We start from the raw sequence: 16,894 nt of genomic DNA on the forward strand, positions 1-16,894 counted from the left end.
ACGGTCGTCACAGGCCCAAGGACTTGGCGACGATGGAGCGCATGACCTCGCTGGTGCCGCCGTAGATCCGGTTGACGCGGGTGTCCGCGTACAGCCGCGCGATGGGGTACTCCATCATGTAGCCGTAGCCGCCGTGGAGCTGGAGGCACTTGTCGATGACGACGGCGGCGCGCTCGGAGGTGAAGAGCTTGGCGGAGGCGGCGTCGGCGGCGGTCAGCTCTCCGGCGTCATGCGCGTCCAGGGCCCGGTCCACGACCGCCTCCATCGCGTCCACCTCGGACTTGCAGTCGGCGAGCACGAACTTGGTGTTCTGGAACGACGCCACCGTCTTGCCGAAGACGGTGCGGTCCCGCACGTACTCGGTGGCGAACCGGACGGCGGCCGCGGCCTGTGCGTACGCCCCGATGGCGATGCCCAGGCGCTCCTGCGGCAGATTGTGGGCGAGGTAGCCGAACGCCTTGCCCTCCTCACCCAGCAGGTCCTCCACCGGCACCTTGACGTCGGTGAAGGAGAGCTCGGCGGTGTCGGAGGTCTTCAGGCCCAGCTTCTCCAGCTTGCGGCCGACCGCGTAGCCCTCGCTCTTGGTGTCCACGACGAGGATGGATATGCCGCTGCGGCGGTCCTCGGGGGTGGGCGGGGCGGTGCGGGCGCAGACCAGCACCCGGTCGGCGAGGACACCGCCGGTGATGAAGGTCTTGGCGCCGTTGAGGACGTAGTGGGTGCCGTCCTCGGAGAGCTTGGCGGTGGTCTTCATGCCCGCCAGGTCGGAGCCGGTGCCGGGCTCGGTCATGGCGATGGCGGTCATCATCTCGCCGGTGACGAAGGGGGGCAGCCAGCGCCGCTTCTGCTCCTCGTTGGCGTACTTGAGGAGGTAGGGCAGGCACAGCGCGGTGTGGACACTGCTGCCGCCGAAGCTGACCCCGGCGCGCGCGGTCTCCTCGGTGATCACCGCATTGAACTTGAAGCTGGTCTCGCCCGCCCCGCCGTACTCCTCGGGCACCTCGATGCCGAAGACGCCGAGCTCGCCGAGCTTCTTGTAGAACTCGCGCGGGGCCTGGCCCGCCTCCCGCCACTCCTCGTAGTACGGCACGACCTCGGCCGCGATGAAGTCGCGGATGGTCTCCCGGAACGCCTCGTGGTCCTCGTTGAACACCGTGCGGCGCATATTGGCGCGACCTCCCCGAGTCTTGGCTAAGCGCTTGCTCAGCGAAAGCTACCCGCGAGTCATCGGGCCTGTCCAGAGCCGTCCGCACCGCGGGCGCCACCGAAGGCGCCATGGGCACCGCCGAAGGCGCCGAGCGCGAGACGGCGCAGCAGCGCGGCGGTGGCCGCACGTCCGGGGAGGGAGCCGGGGCGGCCGAGGTGGGGGGTGGAGTTGAGCAGCCCGAAGACGGCGTGGACACACGCGCGGGCCTCGGCCTCGGCGAGCCCGGGATAGACCTTGCGCACCACTTCGACCCACAGTTCCACGTACTGCCGCTGGAGTGAGCGCACCAGCTTGCGGTCGGTGTCCCGGAGCCGGTCGAGCTCGCGGTCATGGAGGACGATCAGCGGGCGGTCGTCGAGGGCGAAGTCGATATGGCCCTCGATCAGCGAGTCCAGCACCTCGGCCGGGGTCTGCCCGGCCCCCTCCCCCTCGGCGACGCGCCGCTTGCCGCCCGTCAGCAGCCGGCCGCTGATGCCCACGAGCAGCTCGGCGAGCATGGCCTCCTTGCCGGGGAAGTGGCGGTAGAGACCGGGGCCGCTGATGCCGACCGCCGCGCCTATCTCATCGACGCCGACGCCGTGGAAGCCGCGCTCGGCGAAGAGGCGCGCGGCCTCCTTGAGGATCTGCTCGCGGCGGGTCGGTGCGGGTGCTTGCGTGCTCATGAAATCAATTCTAGACAGCGCGGTTAGTGGTCGTTAACCTGGTGGTGAAGAGTTAACGATGACTAACCGGATCGAGCTGGATTCGAGCTGGAGCGAGCTGGGTCGACCCGGATCGAGCGATACCGAGCGAGGGGGCTCGTAGCCATGGAGCAGGCACCGGCGCTGCGCAGCGGCGCCGACCCGGCGTCCGACACCTGGCGGGTCAATGAGGCCGCCCACCGCGAGCTGGCCGCGCGGCTGCGCGAGAAGCTGGCCGTCGCGCGGCTGGGCGGCGGGGAGAAGGCGCGGGCGCGGCACACCGCGCGCGGCAAGCTGCTGCCGCGCGACCGGGTGGACACGCTGCTGGACCCGGGCTCCCCGTTCCTGGAGCTGGCGCCCCTCGCGGCCGAGGGGATGTACGAGGGCCAGGCCCCGGCGGCGGGGGTGATCGCCGGAATCGGGCGGGTGGCGGGCCGCGAGGTGGTCGTGGTCGCCAATGACGCCACGGTCAAGGGCGGCACGTACTACCCGATGACGGTGAAGAAGCATCTGCGCGCCCAGGAGGTCGCGCTCGACAACCACTTGCCGTGCGTCTATCTGGTCGACTCCGGCGGCGCCTTCCTCCCCATGCAGGACGAGGTCTTCCCGGACCGCGACCACTTCGGGCGGATCTTCTACAACCAGGCGCGGCTGTCCGGCGCCGGGATTCCGCAGGTCGCGGCGGTGATGGGGTCCTGCACGGCGGGCGGGGCGTATGTCCCGGCGATGAGCGACGAGGCCGTGATCGTGCGCGGGCAGGGCACGATCTTCCTGGGCGGGCCGCCGCTGGTGAAGGCGGCCACCGGAGAGGTCGTCTCGGCCGAGGAGCTGGGCGGCGGCGAGGTCCACTCCCGGGTCTCGGGCGTCACCGACCACCTGGCGGAGGACGACGCCCACGCGCTGCGGATCGTCCGCTCCATCGTCGCCACCCTGCCGCCGTCCCCGCTGCGGCAGGGGTCGCCGCCGTGGCCGCTGGAGCCCTCCGAGGAGCCCGCCGTGGACCCGGCGGGGCTCTACGGGGCGGTTCCGGTCGATTCCCGCACGCCCTACGACGTGCGAGAGGTCATCGCGCGGCTGGTGGACGGCTCGCGGTTCGCCGAGTTCAAGGCCGAGTTCGGCACCACCCTGGTCACGGGCTTCGCGCGGATCATGGGCCACCCGGTGGGCATCGTCGCCAACAACGGCATCCTGTTCTCCGAATCGGCCCAGAAGGGCGCCCATTTCATCGAGCTGTGCGACCAGCGCGGCATCCCGCTGGTCTTCCTCCAGAACATCTCGGGCTTCATGGTGGGCCGCAGCTATGAGGCGGGCGGGATCGCCAAGCACGGCGCCAAGATGGTGACCGCCGTCGCCTGCACCCGCGTCCCCAAGCTGACGGTCGTGATCGGCGGTTCCTACGGCGCGGGCAATTACTCGATGTGCGGCCGCGCCTATTCGCCGCGCTTCCTGTGGATGTGGCCCAACGCGAAGATCTCCGTGATGGGCGGTGAGCAGGCCGCCTCCGTGCTCGCCACCGTCAAGCGCGACCAGATGGAGGCGCGCGGCGAGGACTGGAGCGCCGAGGAAGAGGAGGCGTTCCGGGCCCCGGTCCGCGAGCAGTACGAGGCGCAGGGAAACGCCTACTACGCCACGGCCCGGCTGTGGGACGACGGCGTGATCGACCCCCTGGAGACCCGCACGGTCCTCGGGCTCGCCCTGACCGCCTGCGCCAACGCCCCGCTGCCCGGCCGTGCGGCCACCGAGACCGTGGCGCCCGGCTACGGCGTCTTCCGGATGTGAGGGGGATGCACCCGATGAGCCCTACGAGCCCTACGAGCCCTACGAGCCCGACCAGCTTGCCGACCGGGACGCCTGCGGTGAGCCCGTCGCCCGCGCTGTTCGACACCGTCCTGGTGGCCAACCGCGGCGAGATCGCCGTGCGCGTCATCCGCACCCTGCGGCGGCTCGGGGTGCGCTCGGTCGCCGTCCACAGCGACGCGGACGCGGACGCCCGGCATGTGCGGGAGGCGGACACGTCGGTGCGGATCGGCCCCGCCCCCGCCGCGCAGAGCTATCTGTCCATCGAGCGGCTGCTGGAGGCCGCGGCGCGCACCGGCGCCCAGGCCGTCCACCCCGGCTACGGCTTCCTCGCGGAGAACGGGGCGTTCGCCCGCGCCTGCGCCGACGCCGGGCTCGCCTTCATCGGGCCGCCCGCCGGGGCCATCGAGCTGATGGGCGACAAGATCCGCGCCAAGGAGACCGTGCACGCGGCCGGGGTGCCGGTGGTGCCGGGCTCCTCGGGCAGCGGGCTGACGGACGCACAGCTCATCACCGCCGCCCGCGAGATCGGGACGCCGGTGCTGCTGAAGCCCTCGGCGGGCGGCGGCGGCAAGGGCATGCGGCTGGTCCGCGACGAGGCGCTGCTCGCCGACGAGATCGCGGCCGCCCGGCGGGAGGCCCGTGGCGCGTTCGGCGATGACACGCTGCTGGTGGAGCGCTGGATCGACCGGCCCCGGCATATCGAGATCCAGGTGCTGGCGGACGGTCACGGCCATGTGGTGCACCTCGGGGAGCGCGAGTGCTCGCTCCAGCGCCGCCATCAGAAGATCATCGAAGAGGCGCCCAGTCCGCTGCTGGACGAGGCCACCCGGGCGCGGATGGGCGAGGCGGCGGTGGCGGCGGCGCGGTCGTGCGGCTATGTGGGCGCGGGCACGGTCGAGTTCATCGTGCCGGGCGACGATCCGTCCGCGTACTGCTTCATGGAGATGAACACCCGGCTCCAGGTGGAGCATCCGGTGACCGAGCTGACGGTATCGGTCGGCGGACGGGCGGGCCTGGACCTGGTGGAGTGGCAGCTGCGCGTCGCCGCGGGCGAGCCGCTGCCGTTCGGACAGGACGACATCGCCTTCGGCGGCCATGCGGTGGAGGCCCGTATCTGTGCCGAGACCGCCCGCTCGGCGGCCGACGGCCGGGTGGACTTCCTGCCCTCGGCCGGCACCGTGCTGGCGCTGGACGAGCCGGCGGGCGAGGGGGTGCGGGTCGACTCCGGGCTGAGCACGGGCACCGAGGTCGGCACGGTCTACGACCCCATGCTCGCCAAGGTCATCGCCCACGGCCCCGACCGCCCCACGGCCCTGCGCCGGCTGCGCGCCGCCCTCGGCTCCCTGACCGTCCTCGGCGTGGACACCAACACCGGCTTCCTGCGCCGCCTGGCCGCCCACCCCACGGTCGTCTCGGGCGAGCTCGACACGGGCCTGGTCGACCGCGCGGCGGCCGCGCTGATCCCCTCGGCCATACCGCAGGAGGTCTACGCGGCGGCGGCCCTGCTGCGCCAGGCGGCGCTGGAACCCACGGCTCCGCGCGGCGGCGGGCCCGGTCCGCATCCAGAGCCCGTCGGCCCCGGCGGTCCCGGCGGCCCGGCGCGCGGCCCGGCCGCGGACGTCTGGGTCGATCCGTTCTCGGTGCCGACCGGCTGGCGGCTGGGCGGAGCCCCCGCCTGGACCATCCACCGCCTGCGCGTGCCGGGCCACTCCCCGGTGACCGTCCGCATGCGCGGCCGCGCGCATGACGCGGAACTGCGGATCGAGCACCCGGCCTCCCACACAGCGGAGGACACCACACCCGTGCGACCCGCAGGGCCGGCCGGTGCGGCGGCCCACAGCGCGCCGGAGATGGCACCCGGCGCCGGCGGCACCACGGCGGGCGCGGGCGAGTCGCCCCGGGCCCCCGGCGCGAGCGGCCGCCCGGCAGCCGGGATGAGCGGCCCGGCAGCCGCTCACCAGCCGGCGGCGGACTACGGGCCCGGCGGCGCGGCCGGGGCCACGCGAGTCCCGGCAGCCGCCGCGGACGCAGGAGGCGTGCGGGCTCGGCTCGTCGTCCTGGACGAGGGCACCGTGCTGGTGGACCTCGGCGGGGTCACCCACCGCTTCCGCCATGCCGCCCATGGCACGAGCCACTGGCTGGGCCGGGACGGGGACACCTGGCGCGTGGTCGGCCACGACCCCGTGGAGGAGGCGCTGCGCGGAGGGGCCGCCGCCGCGCACGCCGGGGAGCTGACCGCGCCCATGCCCGGCACCGTCACCGTCGTGAAGGCGGCCGTGGGCGACGAGGTCACCGCGGGTCAGGGCCTGCTGGTGGTCGAGGCGATGAAGATGGAGCACCTCATCTCCGCCCCGCACGACGGGACCGTCACCGAGCTCGATGTGGCCCCCGGCAGCACGGTCGCCATGGACCAGCTGCTGGCGGTCGTCACCCCGCACGAGAGCACTCCGCATGAGAACCACGAGAGCACTCCGCACGAGAACGAGGAGCGTGAGTGATGACCCTCCCGATGTCCCTCCCCATGACCGTCCCGGCCCCCGGGCTGCCCGCCCGGGTCCGGATCCACGAGGTGGGCCCGCGGGACGGGCTGCAGAACGAGAAGACGCTGGTCCCGGCGGCCATCAAGGCCGAGTTCATCCGGCGGCTCGCCGAGGCCGGTCTCACCACCATCGAGGCCACCAGCTTCGTCCATCCGAAGTGGGTGCCCCAGCTGGCCGACGCCGAGGAGCTGATGCGGCTGGTCGACGACGTGGACGCCCGGCTCCCGGTGCTGGTGCCCAATGAGCGCGGGCTGGACCGCGCCCTCGCGCTGGGCGCGCGCGAGATCGCCGTCTTCGCCAGCGCCACGGAGTCCTTCGCCAGGGCCAATCTCAACCGCACGGTGGACGAGGCGCTGGAGATGTTCACACCGGTCGTCGCCAAGGCCGAGGACGCGGGCGTGGCCGTGCGCGGCTATCTGTCGATGTGCTTCGGCGACCCGTGGGAGGGGCCGGTCCCGGTCTCCCAGACCGTCTCGGTCAGCCGCCGCCTCCTGGACATGGGGTGCGACGAGATCAGTCTCGGCGACACCATCGGCGTGGCCACCCCCGGCCATGTGCGGGAGCTGCTGGACGCGCTCAACGAGGCGGGCATCGCCGATGACCGGCTGGCCGTGCACTTCCACGACACCTACGGCCAGGCCCTCGCCAACACCCTCGCGGCCCTGCAGCACGGTGTGACCACCGTCGACGCCTCCGCCGGGGGCCTCGGCGGCTGCCCCTACGCGAAGAGCGCCACCGGCAATCTCGCCACCGAGGACCTCGTGTGGATGCTCGACGGCCTCGGCATCGAGACCGGGGTCGACATCGGCCGTCTCACCGCAACCAGCGTGTGGATGGCCCGGCACCTGGGCCGGCCCAGCCCGTCCCGCACCGTCCGCGCCCTCTCCCAGAAGGAGACCTGAGCCATGCCGATCGACCACCGACTCAGCCCGGAACACGAGGAACTGCGCCGTACCGTCGAGGCGTTCGCGCACGATGTGGTCGCCCCCAAGATCGGGGAGTACTGGGAGCACCATGAGTTCCCGTACGAGATCGTCCGCGAGATGGGCCGGATGGGCCTGTTCGGCCTGCCCTTCCCGGAGGAGTACGGCGGTATGGGCGGGGACTACTTCGCGCTCTGCATCGCCCTGGAGGAGCTGGCCCGGGTGGACTCCTCGGTGGCCATCACCCTGGAGGCGGGGGTCTCGCTCGGTGCGATGCCGATCTTCCGCTACGGCACGGAGGAGCAGAAGCGCACCTGGCTGCCGGCGCTATGCTCCGGGGAGGCCCTGGGCGCGTTCGGCCTGACCGAGCCCGGCGGCGGCTCGGACGCGGGTGCCACCCGCACCACGGCCCGGCTGGACGAGGCCACCGGCGAGTGGGTGATCAACGGCACCAAGTGCTTTATCACCAACTCCGGTACGGACATCACCACGCTGGTCACCGTCACCGCGGTCACCGGCCGCACGGAGGACGGCCGCCCCGAGATCTCCTCGATCATCGTGCCGTCGGGCACGCCCGGCTTCAGCGTGGCCGCCCCCTACTCCAAGGTGGGGTGGAACGCCTCGGACACCCGCGAGCTGTCCTTCGCCGACTGCCGGGTCCCGGCCGCGAACCTGCTGGGCGCGGAGGGCCGGGGCTACGCCCAGTTCCTGCGGATCCTGGACGAGGGCCGGATCGCGATCTCCGCGCTGGCCACCGGGCTCGCCCAGGGCTGTGTGGACGAGTCGGTGGCGTACGCCAGGACGCGCGAGGCGTTCGGCCGTCCCATCGGCGCCAACCAGGCGATCCAGTTCAAGCTCGCCGATATGGAGTCGCGCGCCCATATGGCCCGGGTGGCCTGGCGTGACGCGGCCTCCCGGCTGGTGCTCGGCGAACCGTTCAAGAAAGAGGCGGCGATCGCGAAGCTCTACTCCTCCGAGGTCGCGGTGGACAACGCCCGCGAGGCCACCCAGATCCACGGTGGCTATGGCTTCATGAACGAGTACCCGGTGGCCCGGATGTGGCGGGACTCCAAGATCCTGGAGATCGGCGAGGGCACCAGCGAGGTCCAGCGCATGCTGATCGCGCGAGAACTGGGCTTCGCAAGCTGACCCACCACAGGGCTCCGCCCGCAACCCCCGCCCCGCGGCACCGCCTCGTGGGCACCGCCCCATGGGCCCCCGCCCGTGGACCCGCCCCGCAGGCCCGCCCCCTGGCACCGCCCCGCAAGCCCCGCCTCCTAGGACGCCGCCCCGTGGGCCCGCCCCCTGGGGCGGGCCCACGGTCCGCCCCTTCGCGCGGTCCCGAGCCCCGAGCTCGGGGCCCGCACCCTCGCTCCGAGACCGTGACGGAAGGTCCCGCGCGTCAGCCTGACTGTGGCAGCCCCGCCCCTGGCGGGCGCCCGACGCCGGAGCCACCATCGAGCGCCCGCTCGCCGGGCCCACCACTGGGCCACCGCCCGCCGGAGCCAGGCCCACCATTCGAGGTAGGGCCACACCCCGGGACAAGACCACACCCCAGAGGCCAGGCCCACAACCCATCCGCAAGGTCGAGGGCACGCGGCCCCCGCGTCCCGGCGCCCCGGGGACGCGGGGGCGCGGGGGCGCGGGGGCGCGGGGGCCGTGCCGGTGGGGGGTCAGTCGGTGGGCCAGGGGATCTGCGGGGAGGGGTAGTACGCGATGCGCAGCGCGTCCCAGCGGGGGCCCTGCGCCGCGAGCCGGACCCGGTAGTCGCTCCAGTCGTGCGTACGCGCGGGCGACCAGCCGAGTTCGGCGATGCCGGGGAGGCGGGGGAAGGCCATGTACTCGAGCTGCGGGCTGGTCAGCAGGGTCTCCGACCACAGTGGCGCCTCGACACCGAGCACCGATGACGCCGGGGCGTCCTTGATGTAGGTGGCCGGGTCCCAGTCGTAGGACTGCTTCGCCTCGACGTACCCGGCCCAACTCAGCCCCAGCGGAGTATCGGCGTCGTACTTCATGTCCAGATAGGCGCGGTTGGCCGGTGAGAGGACCAGCCGGGTGCCCGCCTTGGCCGCCTCGGCGACCTCCTTCTCGTTCCCGTTCAGGCCCCAGTACTGGGCGATCGCGCCCTTCGCGGGACGCGCTCCGGTGAGCTGGTGCCAGCCGACCACCGTCTTGCCGTACTTGGCGACGACCGGCTGTACCCGGTCCATGAAGGCCGCGTAGTCCTCATGGCTGGTGGAGTGGGCCTCGTCCCCGCCGATGTGCAGATAGCGGCCGGGGGTAAGCGCGGCGAGTTCGCGGATGACGTCGTCCACGAAGTCGTACGTCACCTCCTTGGGCGCGCACAGGGAGCTGAAGCCGACATCGGTGCCGGTGTAGAGCGGCTGGGCGACGCTGTCGCAGTTGAGCCGCGCGTAGGAGGCGAGCGCCGCGTTGGTGTGGCCCGGCATGTCGATCTCGGGGACGACGGTCAGCTCACGGCTCGCCGCGTAACGCACGATCTCGCGGTAGTCGGCCTTGGTGTAGTAGCCGCCGGGCCCGCCCCCGACCTGCGTGGAGCCGCCGTACGTGGCCAGCCGTGGCCAGGAGTCGATCGCGATCCGCCACCCCTGGTCGTCCGAGAGGTGCAGATGCAGCTTGTTGAGCTTGTAGAGAGCCAACTGGTCGATGTAGCGCTTGACCTGATCCACGCTGAAGAAGTGCCGGGAGACATCGAGCATCGCGCCCCGCCAGGCGTAGCGCGGCACATCGGTGATGGTGCCTCGGGAGACCCGCCACGGGCCCGGCTGCCGGGTGGTGCGCTCGACCGACGCGGGCAGCAGCTGCCGCAGCGTCTGCACGCCGTGGAACAGCCCCGCGGAGCCACGCGCGCTGAGGGTGATCGCGCGTCCGGTGACCTCCAGCCGGTATCCCTCCGCGCCCAGCTTCCGCACCCCGGCGGCCTGGGGCAGCAGCCGCAGCCGGATGCCGTCGCCGCCCGACCGCGCGGTCACGGGCAGCGAAAAGCCGGTGGAGGGGCGCAGCACCTTCGCCAGGTAGTCGCCCACCCGGCGCGCCGGACGCGCCGAGCCGTCGGAGGCGGACACCCGGATGCGGGTGTTCGAGCGGATCGTGTACGAGCCCGCCGCGGGCCGTACGGACGCGGGCGCGGGCACCACCCGGTCCAGGGGGGCCGGGGCGGTGGCGGCCTGGGCCACCCCGGCGGCGTGCGAAGGGGAAGCGAAAGAAGCGGAAGAGGCGGACGCGGAGGAGGCCGCGGTCCCCGCCCCGGCGACCACGGTCAGCAGCAGCGAACACAGAAGTCGGGCACGGCGTCGTCTCACAGGGGATCCCTTCACCGAAACGTCGCTCTTGGGTACCGCGAGGCCCAGGTGCGGTCAAGGTGTAGACCAATGTGTCGCCATGGAGCCGCCGGAATGCACCACATGGCGTAATTCGCCCGCATATCACCCAACAAGAGGGCATGTGCGGCCTCGACGGCGAAAGCGCGCCCCAGAACTCCGCGTTCACCCCAAGCCCTGCCCGATATCGGGCAGGATTGTTGCGAAACCCGTCTCCGCATCGCAGTATCAACGGGTGCTCGATCGCCGTATGTCCCACGATGACCTTATCGACCACCTGGTCCGCAGTACGCCGCTCAGCCGCGGCGAGGCGGCCCGGGTGGTGCTGGACGTGCTGGCGTACTTCGACGAGACGACGGAGGAGTTCGTCCGGCGCCGCCACCGCGAGCTACAGTCCGGCGGGCTGACCAACGCGGACATCTTCGAGCGAATCACCGCCGAGCTGCCGCACCGCGCGGTGGCCCCGCCCGAACTCTCGCTGCGCCAGCTGCGCCGCATCGTCTACGGCTGACGACGCCAATCCACGACGCCAATACACGACACCGGCCCACGACGGCGGCCGCCACCGCCGAACGCCGGCACGGGCACGAGCACGCATGAGCGATCCAATGGGAGGCCCAGAACACCATGTGCGGAATCGTCGGATACATCGGAAAACGCGATGTGGCACCGCTGCTGCTGGAGGGACTACAGCGCCTGGAGTACCGCGGCTACGACTCCGCGGGCATCGCGATCCAGGGCAAGCCGGGTAAGGGCGGGCAGAACGCCTCGTCGACCGGGCTGAAGACCGCCAAGGCCAAGGGCCGGGTCCGCGAGCTGGAGGCCAAGCTTCCCAAGCGGTTCACGGGCACCACCGGTATCGCCCACACCCGCTGGGCCACCCACGGCGCGCCCAACGACCGCAACGCGCATCCGCATCTGGACGCGGACGGCAAGGTGGCCGTCGTCCACAACGGCATCATCGACAACGCCGCCGAGCTGCGCGCCAAGCTCACCGCCGACGGCGTGGAACTGGCCTCCGACACCGACTCCGAGGCGCTCGCCCACCTCATCGGCCGCTCCCAGGCGCCCACTCTGGAGGAGAAGGTCCGTCACGCGCTCGCGATGGTCGAGGGCACCTACGGCATCGCCGTGCTGCACGCGGACTTCCCCGACCGCATCATCGTCGCCCGCAACGGCTCGCCGGTGGTGCTGGGCATCGGCGAGAAGGAGATGTTCGTCGCCTCGGACGTCGCCGCGCTGGTCAGCCACACCCGCCAGGTGGTCACCCTGGACGACGGCGAGATGGCCACCCTCAAGGCCGACGACTACCGCACCTACACCACCGAGGGCAGCCGCACCTCCACCTCCCCCACCACCGTGGAGTGGGAGGCCGAGTCGTACGACATGGGCGGCCACGACACCTATATGCACAAGGAGATCCACGAGCAGGTCGACGCCGTGGACCGGGTGCTGCGCGGCCGGATCGACGACCGCTTCTCCACCGTCCGGCTGGGCGGGCTCAACCTGGACGCCCGCGAGGCGCGCGGGGTGCGCCGGGTCAAGATCCTCGGCTGTGGTTCGGCGTACCACACGGGTCTGATCGGGGCCCAGCTGATCGAGGAGCTGGCCCGGATCCCGGCGGACGCGGAGCCCGCGAGCGAGTTCCGCTACCGCAACCCGGTCGTGGACCCGGACACCCTCTACATCGCGGTCAGCCAGTCCGGCGAGACCTACGACACCCTGGCGGCCGTCCAGGAGCTCAAGCGCAAGGGCGCGCGGGTGCTGGGCGTCGTCAACGTCGTGGGCAGCGCGATCGCCCGGGAGACGGACGGCGGGGTGTACGTCCACGCGGGCCCGGAGGTGTGCGTCGTCTCCACCAAGTGCTTCACCAACACCGCCGTCGCCTTCGCGCTGCTCGCCCTGCACCTGGGCCGGATCCGCGATCTCTCGGTCGCCGACGGCAAGCGGATCATCGACGGGCTGCGCAAGCTGCCCGAGCAGATCGCCGAGGTGCTGCGCGGCGAGCAGGAGATCGAGAAGCTCGCCGCCGAATATGCGAACGCAAAGAGCATGATGTTCGTCGGGCGGGTCCGCGGCTACCCGGTGGCGCGCGAGGCGTCCCTGAAGCTGAAGGAGGTCTCGTACATCCACGCCGAGGCGTACCCGGCCTCCGAGCTCAAGCACGGGCCGCTCGCCCTGATCGAGCCCGAGGTGCCGACCGTGGCGGTCCTCCCGGACGACGACCTGCTAGAGAAGAACCGCGCGACACTGGAGGAGATCAAGGCCCGCAGCGGCCGGATCCTGGCCGTCGCCCACCGGGAGCAGGAGAAGGCCGACCACACGATCGTGGTACCCCGCAACGAGCCCGAGCTCGACCCGATCCTCATGGGCATCCCGCTCCAGCTGCTCGCGTACCACACGGCGCTGGCGCTCGGCCGGGACATCGACAAGCCCCGGAACCTCGCCAAGTCGGTGACGGTCGAATAGGCCCGAGCCCCGGTCCGCACCCCGCGCGACCTCGGCGGATCCCTCGGCAGGTCCCCTCGACGAACCGCTCGGCGGTCCCCCGCGTGTGCCACCACGCACGCGGGGGCCGCCTCCCCTTCGCCGACGTCGCCCTGGCACGCCGGCGGCTGGCCGCCGCGCGGGAACCGTCACTTCCCGCGCGACAGCACGATCGAACGATTTGTACCCCTCACAAACGCACAATCCACCTCTACGCACCGGTAGGTTTATCGGTTGTCAAGATGAACTTGACGCCATCTCGCTTGCGGTCCAGCGGAGTTGAAGGTGTCCGGTTCCAGGCGCCCGCGCCAAGTCGTCACGACGAAAGAGGTTTTGGCTTGAACAACGACGCTTGACGAAGCGGCTCCGGGACACAGCGCGCTGGACGCACAGGGGCCTCGAAGGGCGCGGAAAGCCCCGGACCCGAATGCCCAGCCCAGGAGAACTCCGGGCCGTTCAGGGCTCCTCAGGGCCGCTCAGCGGCCGCCCGGAACACCTCGCGACCACTCACGGCAGCTCACGGGACTCAGGGGATGACGCAGCTCACGACAACTCACGGGACTCAGGGGATGACGATGACGGGCCGCTGCGCCCGCCGCGCGAGCCGCCCCGCCACCGAGCCGAAGATCCGCCCCACCAGCCCGTGCGTGGAGCCCACCACAATCGCGTCGGCCGCGTACTCCCGGCCGACCTCCTCCAGCTCATGACAGATGTCCCCGCCCCGCTCGACGAGGATCCAGGGCACCTCGGCGAGATGGTCGGCGCAGGCCAGCTCGAGCCCCAGCACCTCGGTGCGGTGATCGGGAACGTCGACGAAGACGGGCGGCTCACAGCCCGCCCATACGGTCGTCGGCAGCCGGTTGGCCACATGGACGATGATCAGCCCTGAGCCGGAGCGCCGGGCCATGCCGATGGCGTAGGCGAGGGCGCGCTCGCTCGATGTGGAACCGTCGAATCCCACCACGACTCCGTGCTGGAACGCTGGATCGCAGGAATGACGTGTTTCTTCCGCCGCTTCGGGGTGCGCCATGTGATCGGCGACCCGCTTGCGGTCCGCGGGTTCGGGGATTTCGTGACCGGCCATCGGTGTCTCGGCGAAGGATGTCCTCGTGCGGAGGGATCGGCGGGGGCTCAGGTTGCGGGCTGTCGGGGGACATGAGCTCCGCTGGAGCTCGGGGACGTCATCGAGGGGTCGAAATCCGTCCGGGATTCATCTTTCCAAGCCCTTACCCCCAAGGGTACGGCGGCATTCACCGCCTGCCCAGAGGTTGCCTCGGGAGCGGAGCCGCCCCGAAGCGTTCCCCGGAGCATGCCGGAGGGCGGCCCGTAACGCAATGCCCCAAGTGGTCCCACTCGCCCCGGGACTCGCACCGGGACCCGGCCCGGGACCCGCCCAGGCCGGGCCGCCGCGGTACGCCGTGCGGCCGCCCTGCAGTGACCTGGGGGCGGGCCGGGCGTTGTAGTAGCGGCACGGGGACGGCGGCCCCGGCCCACCCCGGCCACCTGCCCGGCCACCTGCCCGGACGCACCGCCCGCCGCCCCCTCGTCACCCCCGCGCCGACCCCCGTCGGCACCCCGCCGACCCCCGCCGGCCGCTAGATGAGGAGCCCTGCCCGTGCCCGTCACCCCCGCGTACGACGCCCGTCGCGGCGCCCCCGACGGCGGCGCCGGGGCCCCCGGACGGCCGCACGTTCCAAGCTCCGCTCGAGCCCCGGTCCAGCCCGCCGCGAGCGACGCGGTGAGCGAGGTGAGCGCGGTGAACGAGGTGATCCGCTGGGCCGCCTTCGGCTGCGCCGTGGTCCCCGTCGTCCTGCTGATGTGCGGAGCGCCCCTCGGCGGCGCGGTGGCGGCCGCCGCGGGCCTGGCCGCCGTGACGGCCGCCAGCCGCGCCCTGCTGCGCCATTCCGAGCGCACCGCGGCCCGGCTGGACGCGGACGGCGCCAATCCGCACCGGGGCCGCCACGGCCGTACGGGGATCGGCGCGCACCGGGGCGGCCGCCGCGCCTGAGGACACGACCGAGGCACGCCCGCGGGCGGTACGCGGCCGTGCCCCGCCCGCGGGCGTGACCGAGAAGGTGACCGAGAACCCGTCCGCCGACGTGTCCCAGGGCGTGTCCGCGGACGCGTTCGGTAGCGCTCCGCACACTCAGCGCTGATCGAGTACTGCCGAACCCCTGCGGAAGTACGAGCGGGTCGTACGCCGGTCGCATGACGCATCCGCACATCTGCGCCCGCTTGTTTTCAGCCAACTTCGCGTCACAGTTCTTCCCTTGGCAAACACCGTGCTCAACCCCCGTCCGGCCAGCGTGGAAAGGGGTCAGAGGCGCATGTACCCCCTACGGGAAGTGGGTGTCCGCACAAGGCGTACTTCACAGCGAGGGCTACGAGTGCAACGCTTCGTGATCGAATGCTTCGCGCCAAGTTGTCATGTCGACATAGTGGCGGGTGGTGAACTGGTCACGGCGACCACACGCGACACAGTAGATTCGATCTTGGCCATGACCGGCGGGGGAACCGTTCAGGACCGAGGGGAAACGTGCAGGACCGAGAGGACGCGACCACCGAGGGGGGCTTAGTGCCATGAGCCAGGACTCCACGACCGTACCGGAGACCTCGCGCAAGCTCTCCGGACGCCGGCGACGAGAAATCGTCGCGGTGCTGCTGTTCAGCGGCGGCCCCATCTTCGAAAGCTCCATCCCGCTCTCCGTCTTCGGTATCGACCGGCAGGACGCCGGAGTCCCTCGGTACCGACTGCTGGTGTGTGCGGGCGAAGATGTGCCACTGCGAACGACTGGCGGACTGGAACTGACCGCACCATACGGCCTGGAGGCACTCTCCCGGGCCGGGACCGTCGTCGTACCGGCCTGGCGGTCGATAACCCAGCCGCCACCGGCCGCCGCGCTCGACGCGCTGCGCCGCGCGCACGAGGAGGGTGCGCGGATCGTGGGCCTGTGCACCGGGGCCTTCGTACTGGCCGCCGCCGGGCTGCTGGACGGCCGCCCGGCGACCACCCACTGGATGTACGCGCCGACGCTCGCCAAGCGCTACCCGTCGGTCCATGTGGACCCGCGCGAGCTCTTCGTCGACGACGGCGACGTACTGACCTCGGCGGGCACCGCCGCCGGGATCGACCTGTGCCTGCACATCGTGCGCACCGACCACGGCGCGGACGCCGCCGGCGCCCTCGCCCGGCGCCTGGTCGTCCCGCCGCGGCGCAGCAGTGGAGGGCAGGAGCGCTATCTGGACAGGTCGTTACCAGAGGAGATCGGGGCGGACCCGCTCGCCGAGGTGGTGGCGTGGGCGCTCGAGCATCTGCACGAGCAGTTCGACGTCGAGGCCCTGGCCGCCCGCGCCTATATGAGCCGCAGAACCTTCGACCGCAGGTTCCGTTCGCTCACTGGGAGCGCTCCACTCCAGTGGTTGATCACCCAGCGGGTGCTCCAGGCGCAGCGGCTCCTGGAGACCTCCGACTACTCGGTCGACGAGGTCGCCGGGCGCTGCGGCTTCCGCTCGCCGGTCGCGCTGCGCGGACACTTCCGGCGGCAGCTGGGGTCCTCCCCGGCCGCCTACCGGGCCGCGTACCGGGCCCGCAGGCCCCAGGGCGGCCCGGCGGAGCGTACGGACCGCCCGGACCGCGCCGACCGCCTGGAGCGGCTGGAGCGGGCCGACCGGCCCGACCGCGCCGAGGTGATCGAACAGCGCGGCGATCACTCGCTGGCGCTGCGGCGGCCGGGCGCGCCCGGCGGCCACACGGGTCACCCGGCGCATCCCGGGCACCATCACCACGCTCCGCATCCGGAACCTGGCAAACCGGAGTCGGACACCTACGCCCCGCGCCTGCCCGAACAGGCCGCGGGTCGTGCTCCGGGCCGTCCGTCCGTGCCCGGCCAGCGGGAACGCCCCGTAGGGTGAGACG

At 72.1% G+C, this 16,894-nt stretch carries 12 protein-coding genes; 8 read left to right on the forward strand and 4 right to left on the reverse strand.

The window, feature by feature from the left end; all coding sequences use genetic code 11:
* Positions 1-7: 7 nt before the first annotated feature.
* Both PS467_RS15880 and PS467_RS15885 read right to left on the reverse strand, forming a co-directional pair.
* Positions 8-1,165: an acyl-CoA dehydrogenase family protein gene (locus tag PS467_RS15880; protein ID WP_311035839.1), complete on the reverse strand. Its 1,158-nt coding sequence runs from the start codon at positions 1,163-1,165 to the stop codon at positions 8-10.
* 59 nt (positions 1,166-1,224) lie between these two features.
* Positions 1,225-1,869, reverse strand: coding sequence for an SACE_7040 family transcriptional regulator (locus tag PS467_RS15885; protein ID WP_311035840.1), 645 nt, complete (start codon positions 1,867-1,869; stop codon positions 1,225-1,227).
* 144 nt (positions 1,870-2,013) lie between these two features.
* Here PS467_RS15885 and PS467_RS15890 point away from each other — a divergent pair, with 144 nt between their 5' ends.
* From PS467_RS15890 to PS467_RS15905, 4 genes are all read left to right on the forward strand, one after another.
* Positions 2,014-3,666, forward strand: coding sequence for a carboxyl transferase domain-containing protein (locus PS467_RS15890; RefSeq protein ID WP_311035841.1), 1,653 nt, complete (start codon positions 2,014-2,016; stop codon positions 3,664-3,666).
* 95 nt (positions 3,667-3,761) lie between these two features.
* Positions 3,762-6,185, forward strand: coding sequence for an ATP-binding protein (locus PS467_RS15895; RefSeq protein WP_311039871.1), 2,424 nt, complete (start codon positions 3,762-3,764; stop codon positions 6,183-6,185).
* A gap of 11 nt (positions 6,186-6,196) precedes the next feature.
* A complete protein-coding gene (locus PS467_RS15900) occupies positions 6,197-7,129 on the forward strand; it encodes a hydroxymethylglutaryl-CoA lyase (protein WP_311039872.1) in 933 nt (310 codons plus the stop codon).
* Between the two features lie 3 nt (positions 7,130-7,132).
* Positions 7,133-8,299 (forward strand): acyl-CoA dehydrogenase family protein, encoded by a 1,167-nt coding sequence (locus PS467_RS15905; RefSeq protein WP_311035842.1) that lies wholly within the window; start codon positions 7,133-7,135, stop codon positions 8,297-8,299.
* Positions 8,300-8,823: 524 nt separating this feature from the next.
* Here the strand turns inward: PS467_RS15905 and PS467_RS15910 are convergent.
* Positions 8,824-10,473: a beta-N-acetylhexosaminidase gene (locus PS467_RS15910; RefSeq protein ID WP_311035843.1), complete on the reverse strand. Its 1,650-nt coding sequence runs from the start codon at positions 10,471-10,473 to the stop codon at positions 8,824-8,826.
* A gap of 253 nt (positions 10,474-10,726) precedes the next feature.
* On the opposite strand from PS467_RS15910, the gene PS467_RS15915 reads away from it, so the two are divergent.
* Entirely contained in the window at positions 10,727-11,002 is a 276-nt protein-coding gene (locus tag PS467_RS15915) for a hypothetical protein (protein WP_268972173.1), read from the forward strand.
* A gap of 116 nt (positions 11,003-11,118) precedes the next feature.
* Positions 11,119-12,960, forward strand: coding sequence for a glutamine--fructose-6-phosphate transaminase (isomerizing) (gene glmS / locus PS467_RS15920; RefSeq protein WP_311035844.1), 1,842 nt, complete (start codon positions 11,119-11,121; stop codon positions 12,958-12,960).
* 580 nt (positions 12,961-13,540) lie between these two features.
* On the opposite strand, the gene PS467_RS15925 is transcribed toward glmS, so the two are convergent.
* Positions 13,541-14,062 (reverse strand): universal stress protein, encoded by a 522-nt coding sequence (locus tag PS467_RS15925; RefSeq protein WP_257632792.1) that lies wholly within the window; start codon positions 14,060-14,062, stop codon positions 13,541-13,543.
* A gap of 531 nt (positions 14,063-14,593) precedes the next feature.
* Here PS467_RS15925 and PS467_RS15930 point away from each other — a divergent pair.
* Positions 14,594-14,986 (forward strand): hypothetical protein, encoded by a 393-nt coding sequence (locus PS467_RS15930; RefSeq protein ID WP_432280590.1) that lies wholly within the window; start codon positions 14,594-14,596, stop codon positions 14,984-14,986.
* Positions 14,987-15,558: 572 nt separating this feature from the next.
* A complete protein-coding gene (locus PS467_RS15935; protein ID WP_268972175.1) occupies positions 15,559-16,890 on the forward strand; it encodes a helix-turn-helix domain-containing protein in 1,332 nt (443 codons plus the stop codon).
* Positions 16,891-16,894: the final 4 nt, after the last annotated feature.

The sequence above is a fragment of the Streptomyces luomodiensis genome (assembly GCF_031679605.1).
In the GTDB taxonomy this organism is placed as follows: Bacteria; Actinomycetota; Actinomycetes; order Streptomycetales; family Streptomycetaceae; genus Streptomyces; species Streptomyces luomodiensis.

Bases quoted from the DNA above. Each gene is read 5' to 3' on its own strand.
- PS467_RS15880 (WP_311035839.1), bottom strand. From the start codon at position 1,165: ATGCGCCGCACGGTGTTCAACGAGGACCACGAGGCGTTCCGGGAGACC.
- PS467_RS15905 (WP_311035842.1), top strand. From the start codon at position 7,133: ATGCCGATCGACCACCGACTCAGCCCGGAACACGAGGAACTGCGCCGT.
- PS467_RS15900 (WP_311039872.1), top strand. From the start codon at position 6,197: ATGTCCCTCCCCATGACCGTCCCGGCCCCCGGGCTGCCCGCCCGGGTC.
- PS467_RS15925 (WP_257632792.1), bottom strand. From the start codon at position 14,062: ATGGCCGGTCACGAAATCCCCGAACCCGCGGACCGCAAGCGGGTCGCC.
- PS467_RS15935 (WP_268972175.1), top strand. From the start codon at position 15,559: ATGAGCCAGGACTCCACGACCGTACCGGAGACCTCGCGCAAGCTCTCC.
- glmS (WP_311035844.1), top strand. From the start codon at position 11,119: ATGTGCGGAATCGTCGGATACATCGGAAAACGCGATGTGGCACCGCTG.
- PS467_RS15890 (WP_311035841.1), top strand. From the start codon at position 2,014: ATGGAGCAGGCACCGGCGCTGCGCAGCGGCGCCGACCCGGCGTCCGAC.
- PS467_RS15885 (WP_311035840.1), bottom strand. From the start codon at position 1,869: ATGAGCACGCAAGCACCCGCACCGACCCGCCGCGAGCAGATCCTCAAG.